At 68.1% G+C, this 13,391-nt stretch carries 13 protein-coding genes; 8 read left to right on the forward strand and 5 right to left on the reverse strand.

Features of this window, described 5'->3' with window-relative positions; all coding sequences use genetic code 11:
• Positions 1 to 23 precede the first annotated feature (23 nt).
• The 6 genes from yccS to QP609_RS19020 all read left to right on the forward strand — a co-directional run bounded on the left by yccS (position 24) and on the right by QP609_RS19020 (position 6,419).
• Entirely contained in the window at positions 24 to 2,201 is a 2,178-nt protein-coding gene (yccS, locus tag QP609_RS18995; RefSeq protein WP_014648650.1) for a YccS family putative transporter, read from the forward strand.
• Between the two features lie 142 nt (positions 2,202 to 2,343).
• Positions 2,344 to 3,138, forward strand: a complete 795-nt coding sequence (locus QP609_RS19000; protein ID WP_014648651.1) for an SDR family oxidoreductase — start codon at positions 2,344 to 2,346, stop codon at positions 3,136 to 3,138.
• A 98-nt stretch (positions 3,139 to 3,236) separates the two neighbouring features.
• Positions 3,237 to 5,126 carry an MFS transporter gene (locus QP609_RS19005; protein ID WP_014648652.1) on the forward strand — a complete coding sequence of 630 codons (1,890 nt, stop codon included), beginning with the start codon at positions 3,237 to 3,239 and terminating at the stop codon, positions 5,124 to 5,126.
• A gap of 222 nt (positions 5,127 to 5,348) precedes the next feature.
• On the forward strand, positions 5,349 to 5,636 hold the full coding sequence (locus tag QP609_RS19010; RefSeq protein ID WP_005419784.1) for a CD225/dispanin family protein: 288 nt from the start codon (positions 5,349 to 5,351) through the stop codon (positions 5,634 to 5,636).
• Between the two features lie 34 nt (positions 5,637 to 5,670).
• The gene (locus tag QP609_RS19015) at positions 5,671 to 5,949 is read left to right on the forward strand and encodes a CD225/dispanin family protein (RefSeq protein WP_014648653.1); all 279 of its coding nucleotides are present in this window, start codon (positions 5,671 to 5,673) and stop codon (positions 5,947 to 5,949) included.
• 44 nt (positions 5,950 to 5,993) lie between these two features.
• The gene (locus QP609_RS19020) at positions 5,994 to 6,419 is read left to right on the forward strand and encodes a DUF2752 domain-containing protein (protein WP_014038725.1); all 426 of its coding nucleotides are present in this window, start codon (positions 5,994 to 5,996) and stop codon (positions 6,417 to 6,419) included.
• Between the two features lie 522 nt (positions 6,420 to 6,941).
• Here the strand turns inward: QP609_RS19020 and ampE are convergent.
• The 5 genes from ampE to QP609_RS19045 form a co-directional block, all read right to left on the reverse strand.
• Positions 6,942 to 7,829 carry a regulatory signaling modulator protein AmpE gene (gene ampE, locus QP609_RS19025; RefSeq protein ID WP_014648654.1) on the reverse strand — a complete coding sequence of 296 codons (888 nt, stop codon included), beginning with the start codon at positions 7,827 to 7,829 and terminating at the stop codon, positions 6,942 to 6,944.
• A gap of 134 nt (positions 7,830 to 7,963) precedes the next feature.
• Positions 7,964 to 8,869, reverse strand: coding sequence for an NAD(+) diphosphatase (nudC, locus tag QP609_RS19030; RefSeq protein ID WP_014648655.1), 906 nt, complete (start codon positions 8,867 to 8,869; stop codon positions 7,964 to 7,966).
• A gap of 153 nt (positions 8,870 to 9,022) precedes the next feature.
• A complete protein-coding gene (erpA, locus tag QP609_RS19035; RefSeq protein ID WP_005419789.1) occupies positions 9,023 to 9,415 on the reverse strand; it encodes an iron-sulfur cluster insertion protein ErpA in 393 nt (130 codons plus the stop codon).
• A 31-nt stretch (positions 9,416 to 9,446) separates the two neighbouring features.
• On the reverse strand, positions 9,447 to 9,911 hold the full coding sequence (locus QP609_RS19040) for a polymer-forming cytoskeletal protein (RefSeq protein ID WP_032956754.1): 465 nt from the start codon (positions 9,909 to 9,911) through the stop codon (positions 9,447 to 9,449).
• A 4-nt stretch (positions 9,912 to 9,915) separates the two neighbouring features.
• Complete coding sequence (locus QP609_RS19045; RefSeq protein WP_032956752.1) at positions 9,916 to 10,659, reverse strand: DUF6776 family protein; 744 nt, start codon at positions 10,657 to 10,659, stop codon at positions 9,916 to 9,918.
• A gap of 179 nt (positions 10,660 to 10,838) precedes the next feature.
• Here QP609_RS19045 and QP609_RS19050 point away from each other — a divergent pair, with 179 nt between their 5' ends.
• Both QP609_RS19050 and QP609_RS19055 read left to right on the forward strand, forming a co-directional pair.
• On the forward strand, positions 10,839 to 11,456 hold the full coding sequence (locus QP609_RS19050; protein WP_014648657.1) for a DUF4126 domain-containing protein: 618 nt from the start codon (positions 10,839 to 10,841) through the stop codon (positions 11,454 to 11,456).
• Positions 11,457 to 11,500: 44 nt separating this feature from the next.
• Entirely contained in the window at positions 11,501 to 13,390 is a 1,890-nt protein-coding gene (locus tag QP609_RS19055; protein ID WP_111205888.1) for an EAL domain-containing protein, read from the forward strand.
• The last annotated feature ends 1 nt before the right edge of the window (position 13,391 follow it).

The following is a 13,391-nucleotide window of genomic DNA, read 5'->3' on the forward strand; positions in this document are numbered from 1 at the left end:
GGAGACCCTTCCACCGAGCCTGCATGTCCGCCCGACAATCCCGCCTCAGCCGCCTGTGGGCCCACGAGAAGGCCAGTTACGGCCTGCGGGTGTTCATCGCCCTGACCGCGGCGCTGGCGGTGTGCTGGCAGCTGGATGCGCTGACCGCCTTGCCCGGCGTGTTCCTCGGCATCATCGCCAGTGCCATCGCCGAAACCGATGACAACTGGTGGGGCCGGACCAAGGCGGTGGCGCTGTCGCTGCTGTGCTTCTGCATTGCCGCAGCATCGGTGATCTGGCTGTTCCCGTGGCCGTGGATCTTCATCGGCGCGCTGGCGCTGTCCACCTTCGGCCTGACCCTGCTCGGCGCGCTCGGCGAGCGCTATGCGTCCATTGCCCAGGCCACGGTGACGCTGGCGATCTACACCATGATCGGCCTGGAACAGCACGGTGCCAGCGACCTGCACAGTGCGCTGGAAGCGGTCAGCCACCTGCTGGCCGGTGCGGTCTGGTACGGCCTGCTGTCGATCCTGTGGACCGCGCTGTTCGCCAACCGGCCGGTCCGCGAGCGGGTGGCGCGACTGTACGTTGAGCTGGGCCGCTACCTGCAGCTGAAGGCCGCGCTGTTCGAGCCGGTGCGCGAAGCCGACCTTCAACGTCGCCAGCTCGACCTGGCCGAACAGAACCGCCGCGTGGTCGGCGCGCTGAACGAGGCCAAGACCGCGATCCTGGCCCGCTTCGGCCGCTCCGGCCGACCCGGCGTGAACTCCGGCCTTTACCTGCGCCTGTACTACATGGCGCAGGATTTCCACGAGCGCGCCAGTTCCTCGCATTACCCGTACGGCGCGCTGGTGGACGCGTTCTTCCACAGCGACGTGCTGTACCGCTGCCAGCGCCTGCTTGACCTGCAGGGACAGGCCTGTGCCCGCCTGGGCGAGGCAATCCGGCTGCGCCGTCCGTTCGTGTACGGAGAAGGCAACCAGCAGGCCGGGCGCGACCTGGCCGATGCGCTGGCCTACCTGCGCGACCAGCAGCGGCCGCAATGGCAGCGCCTGCTGGGCTCGCTGGACCTGCTGGTGCACAACCTGCGCAGCATCGAACGGCGCCTGCTGGATGCCGAGCGCTCCGAAGCCAGCCTGGACAACGTCGATACCCGCCTGCGCGACAGCAACCCACACACCCTGCGCGAGATGGGCGTGCGCATCCGCCAGCAGCTTACGCCCGGCTCGGTGCTGTTCCGGCATGGGCTGCGCATGGCGCTGGCGCTGATTGCCGGCTTTGCAGCGATCCGCCTGTTCAATGCGCAGAACGGTTCGTGGGTACTGCTGACCATCGTGTTCGTGTGCCGGCCCAACTTCGGCGCCACCCGCCAACGCCTGGCCCAGCGCATCGTCGGTACCCTGGCCGGACTGGTGCTGACCTGGGCGCTGCTGCAGCTGTTCCCGCAGCTGCACGTGCAGCTGCTGATCGCCTTGCTCTCTGCACTTCTGTTCTTCTTCACCCGCACCGACCGCTACCTGGTGGCGTCGGCGGCGATCACGGTGATGGCACTGACCTGCTTCAACCTGATCGGCGACGGCTTCGTGCTGATCGTGCCGCGCATGGTCGATACGGTGCTGGGTTGCGCGATCGCAGCGGCGGCCGCGTTCCTGGTCCTGCCCGACTGGCAGGGCCGGCAGCTGCATCTCGTCCTGGCACGCGTGCTGGACACTGCGGCTCGCTACCTGGATTCGGTGCTGGGCCAGTACCGCAGCGGCATGCGCGACGACCTGGCCTACCGCATCGCGCGGCGCGACATGCACAATGCCGATGCCGCGCTGTCCACCGCACTGTCGAACATGCTGCGTGAGCCCGGCCATGTGCGCCGCAATCTGGATGCCGGCTTCCGCTTCCTGGCGCTGTCCAACACGCTGCTGGGACACCTGTCGGCGCTGGGCGCGCATCGCGACCAGGTGGACAGCTATGCGGGCGACCCGCTGGCATTGGCGGCCGGCGAGCGCGTGCGCAAGGCACTGCAGCAACTGGCCTCGGCGCTGACCGCACGGCAACCGGTCGCCGACGATGACAACGACGCCGACCGCGCGGTGGCCGCCGAGCTGGAGCAGATCGACGAGGCGATGCCGCCGAAACTGCAGCTGATCCGCACGCAGATGGCGCTGGTACTGCGAATGCTGCCGAAGGTGCGGGCAGCGGCCAATGAAGCGGTGACCAGCCTGACCTGACTCCTCATCGCTGATCGGAGATCCCACCCACGCGTGGCATGGGTCAATTGCGCCGTGTGCAACGGCGCGTTGCGCGTGGCGCTGCGGTTCGATCACGCGGCCGCGCGGATACTGGGCAATCCCCCCGCTCCGGACTATCGCCATGAAAATCGAGCTCAGTGGCCGCACCGCGCTGGTCACCGCCTCCACCGCCGGCATCGGCCGGGCCATTGCCCAAGGACTGGCCAGCGCTGGTGCGCGTGTCATTCTCAATGGCCGCAGCACCGACAGCGTCGAGCGCGCCCGCCGGCACCTGCTCGCCACCGTGCCGGGAGCCGACGTGCTCGGCGTCGCCGCCGATCTCTCTGATGCAGCCGGTGTCGAAACACTGTTGGCCGGCCTGCCCAAGGTCGACATCCTGGTCAACAACGCCGGCATCTTCGGCCCACAGGACTTCTTCGAGACCGATGACGCGACCTGGGAGCGCTACTGGCAGACCAACGTGATGTCCGGCGTGCGCCTGTCGCGTGCGCTGCTACCGGCAATGGTCGATGCCGGCTGGGGCCGCGTGCTGTTCATTTCCTCCGAATCAGCGCGCAACATTCCCGCCGACATGATCCATTACGGGGTCAGCAAGACCGCGCAGCTGTCGTTGTCGCGCGGCCTGGCCAAGCGCGTGGCCGGCAGTGGCGTCACCGTCAACGCGGTGCTGCCCGGCCCGACCCTCTCCGATGGTTTTGCGGCGATGTTCGAGGATGAACGCCAGCGCAGCGGCAAGCCGCTGGAGCAGATCGGCCGTGAGTTCGTGATGGCGCACCGGCCGTCCTCGGTGATCCAGCGCACCGCCACGGTCGAGGAAGTGGCCAACATGGTGGTGTACCTGGCCTCGCCGCAGGCCTCGGCAACCTCGGGTGCGGCGCTGCGCGTGGATGGCGGCGTGGTCGACGATATCGTCTGAGAGTGCTGGCAGGTGTGCGGACCAACGGTCCGCACCCACAGGTCCGCATCCACAGCGGAGGGGAAGGAATGCTAGGCTGCGCCGGTCAAGGAGGTTCCATGTCCGGTCACAACCAGTTCGCCCTGCTGCGCCAGCGCCGTTTCCTGCCGTTCTTCGTGGTCCAGGCGCTCGGTGCGTTCAACGACAACGTGTACCGGCAGGCGATCATCAGCATGTTGCTGTTCATGGCTGTGCCGGAGGAAGAACTGGGGTTGTACGCCACCCTGGCACCGGCCATCTTCATCCTGCCATATTTCCTGTTCTCGGCGCTGGCCGGGCAGATCGCCGACAAACTGGAAAAATCGCGACTGATCGTGATCACCACCACCATGGAGATCGTGATCATGTCGCTGGCGGCCACCGGCTTCCTCACCCAGAGCCTGCCGGTACTGCTGGTCGCGCTGTTCTGCACCGGCATGCAGTCCACCCTGTTCGGCCCGGTGAAGTACTCAGTGCTGCCGTCGGTGCTCAGGCCAGAAGAGCTGACCGGCGGCAACGGCCTGGTCGAGATGGGCACCTCGATGTCGATCCTCTCCGGCATGATCGTCGGCGGCCTGGTGTTCACCGTGGCTGGCAGCCACGGCACGGTGGTGGCCGCGTGCGCGATCATCGCCCTGGCGATCTGCGGCAACATCGCCGCCCGCCTGATTCCCAAGGTCGATGCCGGCGACCCGAACCTGAAGATCAACTGGAACCCGTTGCCGGAATCGCTGGCGGTGCTGCGCATGGCGCGCCAGCAGAAAGCCGTACGCAACTCGATCCTGGGCGTGTCCTGGTTCTGGTTCGTCGGCACCGTGCTGACCTCGCAGTTGCCGGCCTATGCGGTGACCAACCTGGGCGGCCAGCCGACCCTGTACATCTTCGCGCTGGCCCTGTTCTCGGTGGGCACCGGCGTCGGCTCGCTGCTGTGCGAGAAGCTGTCAGCACGTACGGTGGAAATCGGCCTGGTACCGCTGGGCGCGTTCGGCATGACCGCGTTCCTGCTCGACCTGTACTTCGCCCGCAGCGGCGAAGCGACAGTGCACGGGCTGACCATCGGGCCGTTCCTGCAGCAGCCCGGCAGCATCCGCATCGTCATCGACCTGATCGGCATCGGCCTGTTCACCGGCATCTTCGTGGTGCCGCTGTTCGCACTGATCCAGAGCCGCACGCCGAAGGCGCAGATGTCGCGCGTGTTCGCCGCACTGAACATCCAGAACTCGGGCTTCATCGTCGCTGCGGCGCTGCTGTCGCTGGCCGCCCACAAGCTGCTGCACTGGACCATTCCGCAGCAGTTCCTGGCGCTGGCCATCGCCAACGCCCTGGTGGCGATCTACATCTTCACCATCGTCCCCGAATTCCTGATGCGCTTCCTCAGCTGGCTGATGGTGCGCACCCTGTACCGGCTGCGCCCGCACGGCATCGAGGCCAACGTGCCGGACGAAGGCGCCGCACTGCTGGTCTGCAACCACGTCAGCTACATGGACGCGCTGATCCTGTCGGCGACCATCCCGCGCCCGGTGCGCTTCGTCATGTACTACAGGATCTTCAACATCCCGGTGATGCGCTGGATCTTCCGGACCGCCAAGGCGATCCCGATTGCCGGGGCGCGCGAAGACCCAGCGCTGATGCAGCGTGCGTTCGATGAGATCGACGCGGCGCTGGCCGAAGGCGAACTGGTCTGCATCTTCCCCGAGGGCGCGCTGACCCGCGACGGGCAGATGGCGCCGTTCAAGTCCGGCGTCGAGAAGATCCTCGAGCGGCGGCCGGTGCCGGTGGTGCCGATGGCGCTGCGCGGCATGTGGTCGAGCATGTGGAGCCGCCGCGACAGCCGCCTTGGCCGCATGCGGGTGCCGCGTCGTTTCCGCGCCACGGTCGAGGTGGTGGCGGCACCGGCCGTGGATGGCCGCACCACCAGCGCCCCGGTGCTGGAGGCCCAGGTGCGGGCCCTGCGTGGTGATCACGCCTGATCGACCGCACGGACACGGGTAGACCGTCCCAGCGACAAGCCCCCCATCCTCGCCCTCCGATGCATCGCAGAGGTCCGTCAGATGCGTCAGATCAAGGGCCATACCGGCCAGTATCTGACTGTAACCGCATACATGCAGCGCGGGTTGAGGTAGATTACGCACCCACAGGGGGGAGGTTCGGCCGTTTCATCATGGCCGGCCACCAAGGAATGGAGTCTTGCTTTGAATCAACCGCCACCGCTCAGCCGTCCGGTCTACATCCCCAACCATCTGGTCTGGGCGATTCTGACGACGCTGTTCTGCTGCCTGCCGTTGGGCGTGGTGTCGATCGTCTATGCCTCCCAGGTCGATGGCCGCCGCGCCGCCGGCGACCTGCCGGGGGCCTACAGTGCGTCGCGCAAGGCGGGCTGGTGGGCGGTGGCTTCGGCCGTGGCCCTGCCGGTCCTGTTGCTGTTGTGGTTCGGGCTGTTCGGCGGCTTGGCCGTACTGGGCGCTCTTTCCGACCAATGATTCACCACCACCACCCATCAAGGAGCTTGAACCCATGAACACCGCCACTCCGCAGGTCCCGAACAATCTGGTCTGGGCCATCCTGAGCACCCTGTTCTGCTGCCTGCCGGCCGGCATCGTGTCGATCGTCTACGCCGCGCAGGTCAACGGCAAGCTGGCCGCTGGCGACATCGCCGGTGCCCAGGACTCCGCCGCCAAGGCCAAGAAGTGGGCGATCTGGTCGGCCATCGCCGCCGTCGTGGTCGGCGTGCTGTACGGCATCCTGATCGTCGCTGTCGGCGGCATGGGTGCAATGAACAACAGCGGCTACTGATCCGCGTGGACGGATCCGGCGCCCGCGCCGGATCCGTTGCTGCAATGTCCGCACTTCCCGCCCGCTCCCGATTCGCCCGCTGGGCACCGCTGCTGGCCGCCACCGGCCTGGCCGCCGGTGCCGCGGTGGTGCTGCGCAACGTCAATCCGTATGTCGCCGGCAATCCTTTGCCGAGCTGCCCGCTGTACGCGCTGACAGGCCTGTACTGCCCGGGCTGTGGCAGCACCCGCTGCCTGTATTCACTGGTCCATTTCGACCTGCCCGGCGCGATGGCGATGAACCCGCTGCTGGTCATCAGCCTGCCGTTCCTGCTGCTGATGCTGCTGAACGTCGCCGGCATCCGGCCGCGCGTGCTCGACCCGCTCATGCGGGTACTGGCCAATCCCACGTTCTGGCTCTGGGTGCTGCCCGGGTATGCGCTGCTGCGCAACCTGCCGTGGGCACCGTTCACCGCACTGGCACCGATCTAGGTTTTCCAGCCAACGGCGCAGCCCCTCGCGGTGGGCGACGTTTGAAGGCAGAAGCCCTGGGGTTGGCCGGACGGGATGGGTTTGCGGGGGACGCCGTGAATCCGTCCGTGGAGGCTTGGCCGCGGCATCCATGCCGCGGACACCCCCGCAAATCCATCCCGCCCGACCACGGACAGTTTCCGTGTGCGTCCACCACGGAAAAGAAAGAGAAGATCAAAAGCGGAAGCGGATCGCTTCGCTCTGTATCCACGCATGGCGTGGATCGACCGTGTCGACCAAGGTCGACACCCACCGGCAGTCGCGGTTGACCCACCGTCACCGGGAAACTGTCGGGGGTGGGGCGGTGTGGGGCAGCAGGACCGTTGGCGCCATGGATGGCGCCATCGAGCCCCCAGGGACGGGTTTACGGCGTGTCCTGCAGCCCCACACCGCCCCGCCCAACCCTCAGCAATCCAGAGCCGCTTTGGCTCTGGCATTGGCTTTGGCCTCTGCAGGTGCAGGGCTGCAAGCCCTGCAAAACAACTACGTCACCCAGCCTGCAATCACCAGCAGGGCGAGGACCGCCAGCCACAGCAGCAGCATCCGCCACACCAGGCTCATCGCATCACGCAGGTCCGGCAACCGCTGCCACACCGGCAGCAACCCTGCCTCGGTGTAATCGTGCGCATCCTCACGCAGCTCGGCGTTGACGCTGGCCCGCGCCACCGCGCCAAGGAACCCGATGTTGCCGGCCAGGCGTTCGCCATGGGCCTGGCGCCAGGCCTTCCACGCCGTATCGAAATTGCCCACCAGCGCCATCGAGAAGGCCATCAGCTGCGCCACCGGCCACTCGATCCAGCCCAGCAGGCGCTGCGCCAGCGCCAGCGGCTCCACCGGCACGCGTGCGCGCATCGGGCTCTCCGCCATCAGCGCCAGCAGCCGGTAACCGAGCGCGCCAGCCGGGCCCAGCAACAGGAACCAGAACAGCACCGCGAACCAGCGCCGCAGTGCGTTGAGCACCGTCGCCTCGACCAGTGACGGAATGTCCTCGCGCAGGCTGCCGCCGGCCGACTGCAGGTTGCGCACTGCAGCCTGCCGCGTCGCCGCATCATCGGCATCGATAATGGCCTCGATATCGCGGTCCAGGTCACGCGGGCCCCAGCACCAGGCCAGCACCGCTACGCCCAGCAGCAGCGACGGCAGGCCGAACAGCACCCCGCGCAACAGCCACGCCAGCAGCACCATCAGCAACAGCGGCGGCAGCAGTGCCAAGGCAACGCCGGCCGGTCCCTGCCAGGCCTTGCCACCACGCGCATCCAGCCAGCCCAGCCAACGCCGGAAACCGTCGAAACGGCGCAGCGAGGCAGCAGCGGCCGGAGCAACATGGCCCAGGGCCAGTGCCACCAGCACGGCGGCCAGAGTGGTGAACATGGCAGGTCTCCCTACAAAACAGAACGCTCGGCGCCGCTACCTTACCTGTCGCAGCGTCGCCCTCCGCGATGACCCGCACTGTAACCCGGGCCGTGTTCAGGTGGCGGCAATGCAATCGCCCCAGCCGGCCCGGCTCAGCCCTTCTGCTGCCGGTACCAATGCTCGATCAGGCCGCGCGAAATCGAGATCGGCGGCGACAGGCGGATACCCTGGCCATCGTCCTCCACGTCGCGCGCCAGTGCCGCGCCGACCTCGTCGGCACTGAACCAGCGCGCGTCTTCCAGCTCACCGTCCACGGTCGGCAGGTCATCCTGCGCCTGTGCGCGGAAGCCAACCATCAGCGCACCTGGGAATGGCCAGGGCTGCGAACCGAGGTACTGGCAGGCCGTCACCCGCACCTTGCTCTCTTCATGGACTTCGCGCACCACGGTCTGCTCGAAGGTCTCGCCGGGTTCGACGAAGCCGGCCAGCACCGAGTAGCGACGCGGGGCCCAGTTCGACTGCCGGCCCAGCAGCAGCCGGCCCTGGTTTTCCACGGCGACGATCACCGCCGGGTCGACACGCGGGTAGTGTTCGGTGGAACACTGCCCGCAGCGGCCGACGAAGCCACCACGGGCAAACGCCACGGCGCCGCCGCACACGCCGCAGAAGCGGGTGCGCGAGTGCCAGTACGACATGCCGCGGGCATAGCTGAAGGCGGTCGCATCGGCCATCGACCACAGCAGCGCGGCCTGGCGCAGATCAAGCCGGCGTGGTGCGCTGATGGTGACGTTGGTGGCTTCAACCGAGAACCACGCCTGCTCTCCGCGCAGGCCGAGGAAGATCGCGGCACCCGGGCCGCCGCCGATGTCGGCGCCGGTCAGCGCCAGTGGCTGATCGTCATCGCCGGTGAAGGCGCTGCCGTCCTGATCGAGCACGAGGATGCGCGCGCCCGGCCACAGGCGCGCCAGTGCATCGGCATCTTCGCGCAGGGCATCGGCGCGCTCCAGCGGTTCACCCACGAAGGCGAAACCGGAAAGCGGCGAAGGAGTATTGGGCATCCTGCAAGCGTGCCGCCAATCGATGCGGGTGGCAAGGTCGGCGCTGTGCGCAATCTGCCGTTGTGGATGCAGGAAGGATCATCCACGCATGGCGTGGATCTACCCGCTCTGGCAGGTGCCAACCCTGGTTGGCACATTCCGGCCACAGGCCTTTTACATGCTGAAGCTGCTGCCGCAGCCGCAGGTGGTCTTTGCGTTCGGGTTGCGGATCACGAACTGGGCACCGGTCAGGCTCTCGGTGTAGTCCACCTCGGCGCCCATCAGGTACTGCAGGCTCAGCGGGTCGACCAGCAGGGTCACCCCGCTGGTTTGTACCGCCAGGTCATCCTCGGCACGGTTCTCGTCGAACTCGAACCCGTACTGGAAGCCCGAACAGCCGCCGCCCTCGATGTACACACGCAGGGCCAGGTCGGGGTTGCCCTCTTCCTGGATCAGGGATTTGACCTTGGCGGCCGCCGACTCGGTGAAGTTCAGCGGGCGCTCCAGCGATTGGTAATCGGGCGCGGCAACCGGGGTGGCGCCGGGCAGGGAGACTAGCGTGCTCATGGTGCCAGCATGGGGGTGCCGGGGATGGCTTTCAAGCCATCGCCTCGGCCAGCTTGCGGCGTGCGGCGGTGTCGCCCTTGCCGCCATTGGCCTCATCGCCTTCCGGCGCCGGCAGGGCCGCCATCGGGGCGCTGGCATGGATCAGGCGGCCGTTCAGCTGGGCGCCCGCATTCATCTCCACCACCTGGTAATGGACGTTGCCATTGACCCGTGCGCTGGGGGTCAGCTCGACCTTCTCGGTGGCGTGTACATCGCCGTCCAGGCGGCCGCTGATGACCACCACCTGGGCCCGGATCTCACCCTCGATCACGCCATGTTCGGCGACCGTCAGGGTCGCGCCGCTGGCGCCTTCGGTGGCGATCACCTTGCCGTGGATGCGACCTTCCACATACAGGCCACCACTGAATTCCACATCACCGCGGATCACCACCTGGTTGCCGATCAGGGCATCCACCACCAGCTGGCCTTCACGGTTGGATTTGCTGCTTCCGAACATCTGCCTACTCCCCTTTGCTGGCCGGCGCACCGGCCTGTTTCCAGTCGAATACCTGGGTGGTACCCCCCGTACCACTCCCCAATGTCACCCGCACGCGTTGCGGGGTGAAGTCAGCCGGCAGCATCACGCTGCCGGTGAGCTGCTGGAAGTACCGGAACGAGTAATCCTGTCCCGGCACCTTGCTGCGCTGGTGCAGATCATCCCAGCTGATCGTGGCCAGCTTGCCGTTCTTCACGCCTTCCACGGTGAAGCGCATCTGCCCCTGGCTGATGGCGCCGCGGTTGAGGTTCTGGGTCAGCACGGCGGTGTACTGCCAGGTGCCGGCCGCTTCCGGGCTGAACTCGATCGAATGGGTGTTCAGGCCCTTGCGCTGGCTGGTCGAACCCACCAGGCGCTCATAGAAGGCAACGTCGGCACGCAGGCCGGCGATTTCCTCATCGCGCTCGGCCAGCGAGGACTGCACCTCGTTATTGGCGGCGCGGCTGATGCGGTCGGAGGCTTCCAGCGTGGCCTGCTTCTGGCGCAGCTCGGTCAGCTGCGCCTGCAGCGTCTCGGCGCGCTTCTCGGCAGCCTGCAGGCGCTGGCCCTGGGCATCGCGTGGCGTGGCCATCCAGCAGCCACCCAGCACCGCCAGCACCAGGCTGAGCAGCCAGATGCCGCCGATCACCAGCAGGCGGCGACGGTCGGCCGGCGGTTGCGGCGCGCCGGGCAGGCGTACCTGCACGCGCATGGGAGGACGGTTGGTCATGGGTGGTTTCCGGGGTATCGCGAGGGCGACACCGGTACGGCCCCTGTGGCAAACGACGGGCTAGTGTATGACAGGACGGGTGGGTTTCCTGCGCCGTGGCCGGCCACGGTCTGTGGCGTTCAGGCATGCCATCGTCGATAGTGTGGTCCCCTGCACAGTTCCGTCGCCGGAGCATCGCCATGACCGAAGCCCACCTGTTCGTGATCGGCATCCTGCTGGCCTGGCTGGCCGGCATCCGCGTCTACCTCACCGTGTTCGGCGTCGGCCTTGCCGGCCTGCTCGGCTGGGTCGACCTGCCGCCCGCCCTGCAGGCCACCGAATCCTGGTGGGTGCTGGGCACGTCGGCGGCGCTGGCCATCGCCGAGTTCTTCGCCGACAAGATTCCCGGCGTGGACTCGGTCTGGGACCTGGTGCAGACGCTCGCACGCGTGCCGGCCGGCGCGTTCCTCGCAGCGGCTACCCTGTCGCCGGACGGTCAGCTCGGCGCCGGCGCACTCGCCGCCGGTGCCGGCGTCGCCCTCGCCAGCCACGGCCTGAAGGCCGGTACCCGCGCGCTGCTCAATACCTCGCCGGAACCGGCCAGCAACTGGGTCGCCTCCGCCGCCGAGGACACCGTGGTAGTCGGTGGCCTGGCGCTGGCCCTGGCACACCCGTGGATCGCGCTGGTGGTGGTGCTGGCCTGCAGCCTGGCCGGCGCGCTGCTGGTGTGGCTGGTCTGGCGCGCGCTGTGGAAGGGCGTGCGCTGGCTGGCGCGCGGTGCATCGGCAGCACCGCCGGGGCACAGCAGTACCGGTTGAGCACCGGGCTTGTCGCATAATGGACGCGAACACCAGGAGCACCGATGGCCGCAAACGAATCCCCCGCGGGCGCCCGCCCGGGACGCGCTGAAACCCCTCCGGCCGACCATTGGCAGCGCTGGGCGCCCGAGGCGGCAGGCCCCGCTGTGGCCGCACCGACGGCTGCGACCCCGCCGCCCATCGCGACCGATACCCCGGCGCCGGTCAACAGCGCACCGCCGCCGCTGCCCGGCCCGATCGCACTGGCCGAAGCCGGCAACAACGATCTGGCCCCGCCGCCCTCGGACTCGCCCTACCGCGTGCTGATCGTTGAAGACGATCGCGCCCAGGCGCTGTTCGCGCAGAGCGTGCTGCACGGCGCCGGCATGCAGGCGATCGTGCACAGCGATGCCGATGCCGCGCTGCAGGCGATCAAGGAGCACCGCCCCGACCTGATCCTGATGGATCTGCACCTGCCCGGGCTGGACGGCATGCGCCTGACCGCGCTGATCCGCCAGCAGCCCGGCCTGCAGCTGCTGCCGATCGTGTTCCTCAGCGGCGATCCGGATCCAGAGCGCCAGTTCGAAGTGCTCGACAGCGGCGCCGACGACTACCTGAGCAAGCCGATCCGGCCGCGCCACCTGATCGCAGCGGTGGCCAACCGCATCCGCCGCGCGCGTGCCCAGGCCGCGACCCTGCCGGGCGCCACCGGCGCACCGGCCACCAGCAATCCGGAAACCGGCCTGCCGACGCGCCACCATGTGCTGCAGCAGCTCAACACCGCACTCGCCCACCGCGACCGGGGCGGCGTGTTCTTCATCGAAGTGGCCAGTGCGCTGGGCCTGCGCGAACGCTATGGCTATGCCGCGTTTGAACGGCTGATGGTGCAGGCCGGGCAGCGCCTGGCCGAAGCCGGCCATCCGCACCTGCTGGCGCGGCTGAACGACAACAGCTTCCTGCTGCTGGCCCGCAACGCCGACGAGGACGCCCTCGAAGGCATCGCCGCGAGCCTGCGCGAGCAGCTGTCGGCCCGCGCCTTCGTGATCCGCGACGACGAATCCGTGCATCTGCGCGGCGTGGTCGGCTATGCGCCGCTGTCGCCGGGCTTCGAGGATGCCAGCAGTGCGCTGGAAGCGGTTGAGCGCACCACCCTGCAGGCGCGCCTGCTCAGCGCCGGCGTGGCGGGCCATGTGCATCGCCAGGCGGTCACCGAACAGGAACACCTGGCGCTGCTGGAGGGCCAGCTGGAACTGGCCTACCAGCCGATCGTCGCCGTGGCAGGCGGCAACACCGCGCAATACCAGTTGCTGCTGCGCCTGCGCCAGGCCGATGGCACGGTGCTGGCGGCCGGCCAGGTGATCCCCGCCGCGGAAGCCGCCGGGCGCATCGCCGACCTCGACCAGCAGGTGATGGACCACGCACTGGGCCTGCTGGATCTGTACCGGCACGCAACGCAGCCGCTGAGCCTGTTCGTCTCGCAGTCGCTGCGCACCCTGCAGCGCGATGCCTTCGCCGACTGGCTGCTGGAATCACTGCAGCAGCGTGACCTGCCTGGCAGTGCGCTGGTGATCGACGTGCGACTGCCCGACGCACTGATCCACACCGTGCCGCTGCAGCAGTTCTGCCAGCGCATGGCCAGCGCGGGGGTGCGCTTCTGCCTGAGCCAGTTCGAACCCAGCGGCGAGGCCGATGCACTGCTGACCCAGCTGCCGCTGTCGTTCGTGCGCATGGCTGCGCGCTTCTCCAGCAGCCACTCCAATCCGGCCACGCGCGAGGCGCTGCGCAAGACGATCGAACAGGCCCATGCCGCCGGACTGCAGATCATCGGCCAGCAGATCGAGGATCCGCAGGCTGCAGCGGCGATGTGGGTAGGCGGCGTCGACTACATCCAGGGCAACATGGTGCAGTCGGCCGGCAGCGACCTGAACTTCGACTTCCACAACGCGGTGCTCTGAC

It is taken from the genome of Stenotrophomonas sp. 8(2023) (assembly GCF_030345295.1).
GTDB classification, from domain to species: Bacteria; Pseudomonadota; Gammaproteobacteria; order Xanthomonadales; family Xanthomonadaceae; genus Stenotrophomonas; species Stenotrophomonas muris.

What these genes read in the sequence shown, in the direction of transcription:
- yccS (WP_014648650.1), top strand. Translation starts at nt 24, where the DNA reads ATGTCCGCCCGACAATCCCGCCTCAGCCGCCTGTGGGCCCACGAGAAG.
- QP609_RS19000 (WP_014648651.1), top strand. Translation starts at nt 2,344, where the DNA reads ATGAAAATCGAGCTCAGTGGCCGCACCGCGCTGGTCACCGCCTCCACC.
- QP609_RS19005 (WP_014648652.1), top strand. Translation starts at nt 3,237, where the DNA reads ATGTCCGGTCACAACCAGTTCGCCCTGCTGCGCCAGCGCCGTTTCCTG.
- QP609_RS19015 (WP_014648653.1), top strand. Translation starts at nt 5,671, where the DNA reads ATGAACACCGCCACTCCGCAGGTCCCGAACAATCTGGTCTGGGCCATC.
- QP609_RS19020 (WP_014038725.1), top strand. Translation starts at nt 5,994, where the DNA reads ATGTCCGCACTTCCCGCCCGCTCCCGATTCGCCCGCTGGGCACCGCTG.
- ampE (WP_014648654.1), bottom strand. Translation starts at nt 7,829, where the DNA reads ATGTTCACCACTCTGGCCGCCGTGCTGGTGGCACTGGCCCTGGGCCAT.
- nudC (WP_014648655.1), bottom strand. Translation starts at nt 8,869, where the DNA reads ATGCCCAATACTCCTTCGCCGCTTTCCGGTTTCGCCTTCGTGGGTGAA.
- erpA (WP_005419789.1), bottom strand. Translation starts at nt 9,415, where the DNA reads ATGAGCACGCTAGTCTCCCTGCCCGGCGCCACCCCGGTTGCCGCGCCC.
- QP609_RS19040 (WP_032956754.1), bottom strand. Translation starts at nt 9,911, where the DNA reads ATGTTCGGAAGCAGCAAATCCAACCGTGAAGGCCAGCTGGTGGTGGAT.
- QP609_RS19045 (WP_032956752.1), bottom strand. Translation starts at nt 10,659, where the DNA reads ATGACCAACCGTCCTCCCATGCGCGTGCAGGTACGCCTGCCCGGCGCG.
- QP609_RS19050 (WP_014648657.1), top strand. Translation starts at nt 10,839, where the DNA reads ATGACCGAAGCCCACCTGTTCGTGATCGGCATCCTGCTGGCCTGGCTG.
- QP609_RS19055 (WP_111205888.1), top strand. Translation starts at nt 11,501, where the DNA reads ATGGCCGCAAACGAATCCCCCGCGGGCGCCCGCCCGGGACGCGCTGAA.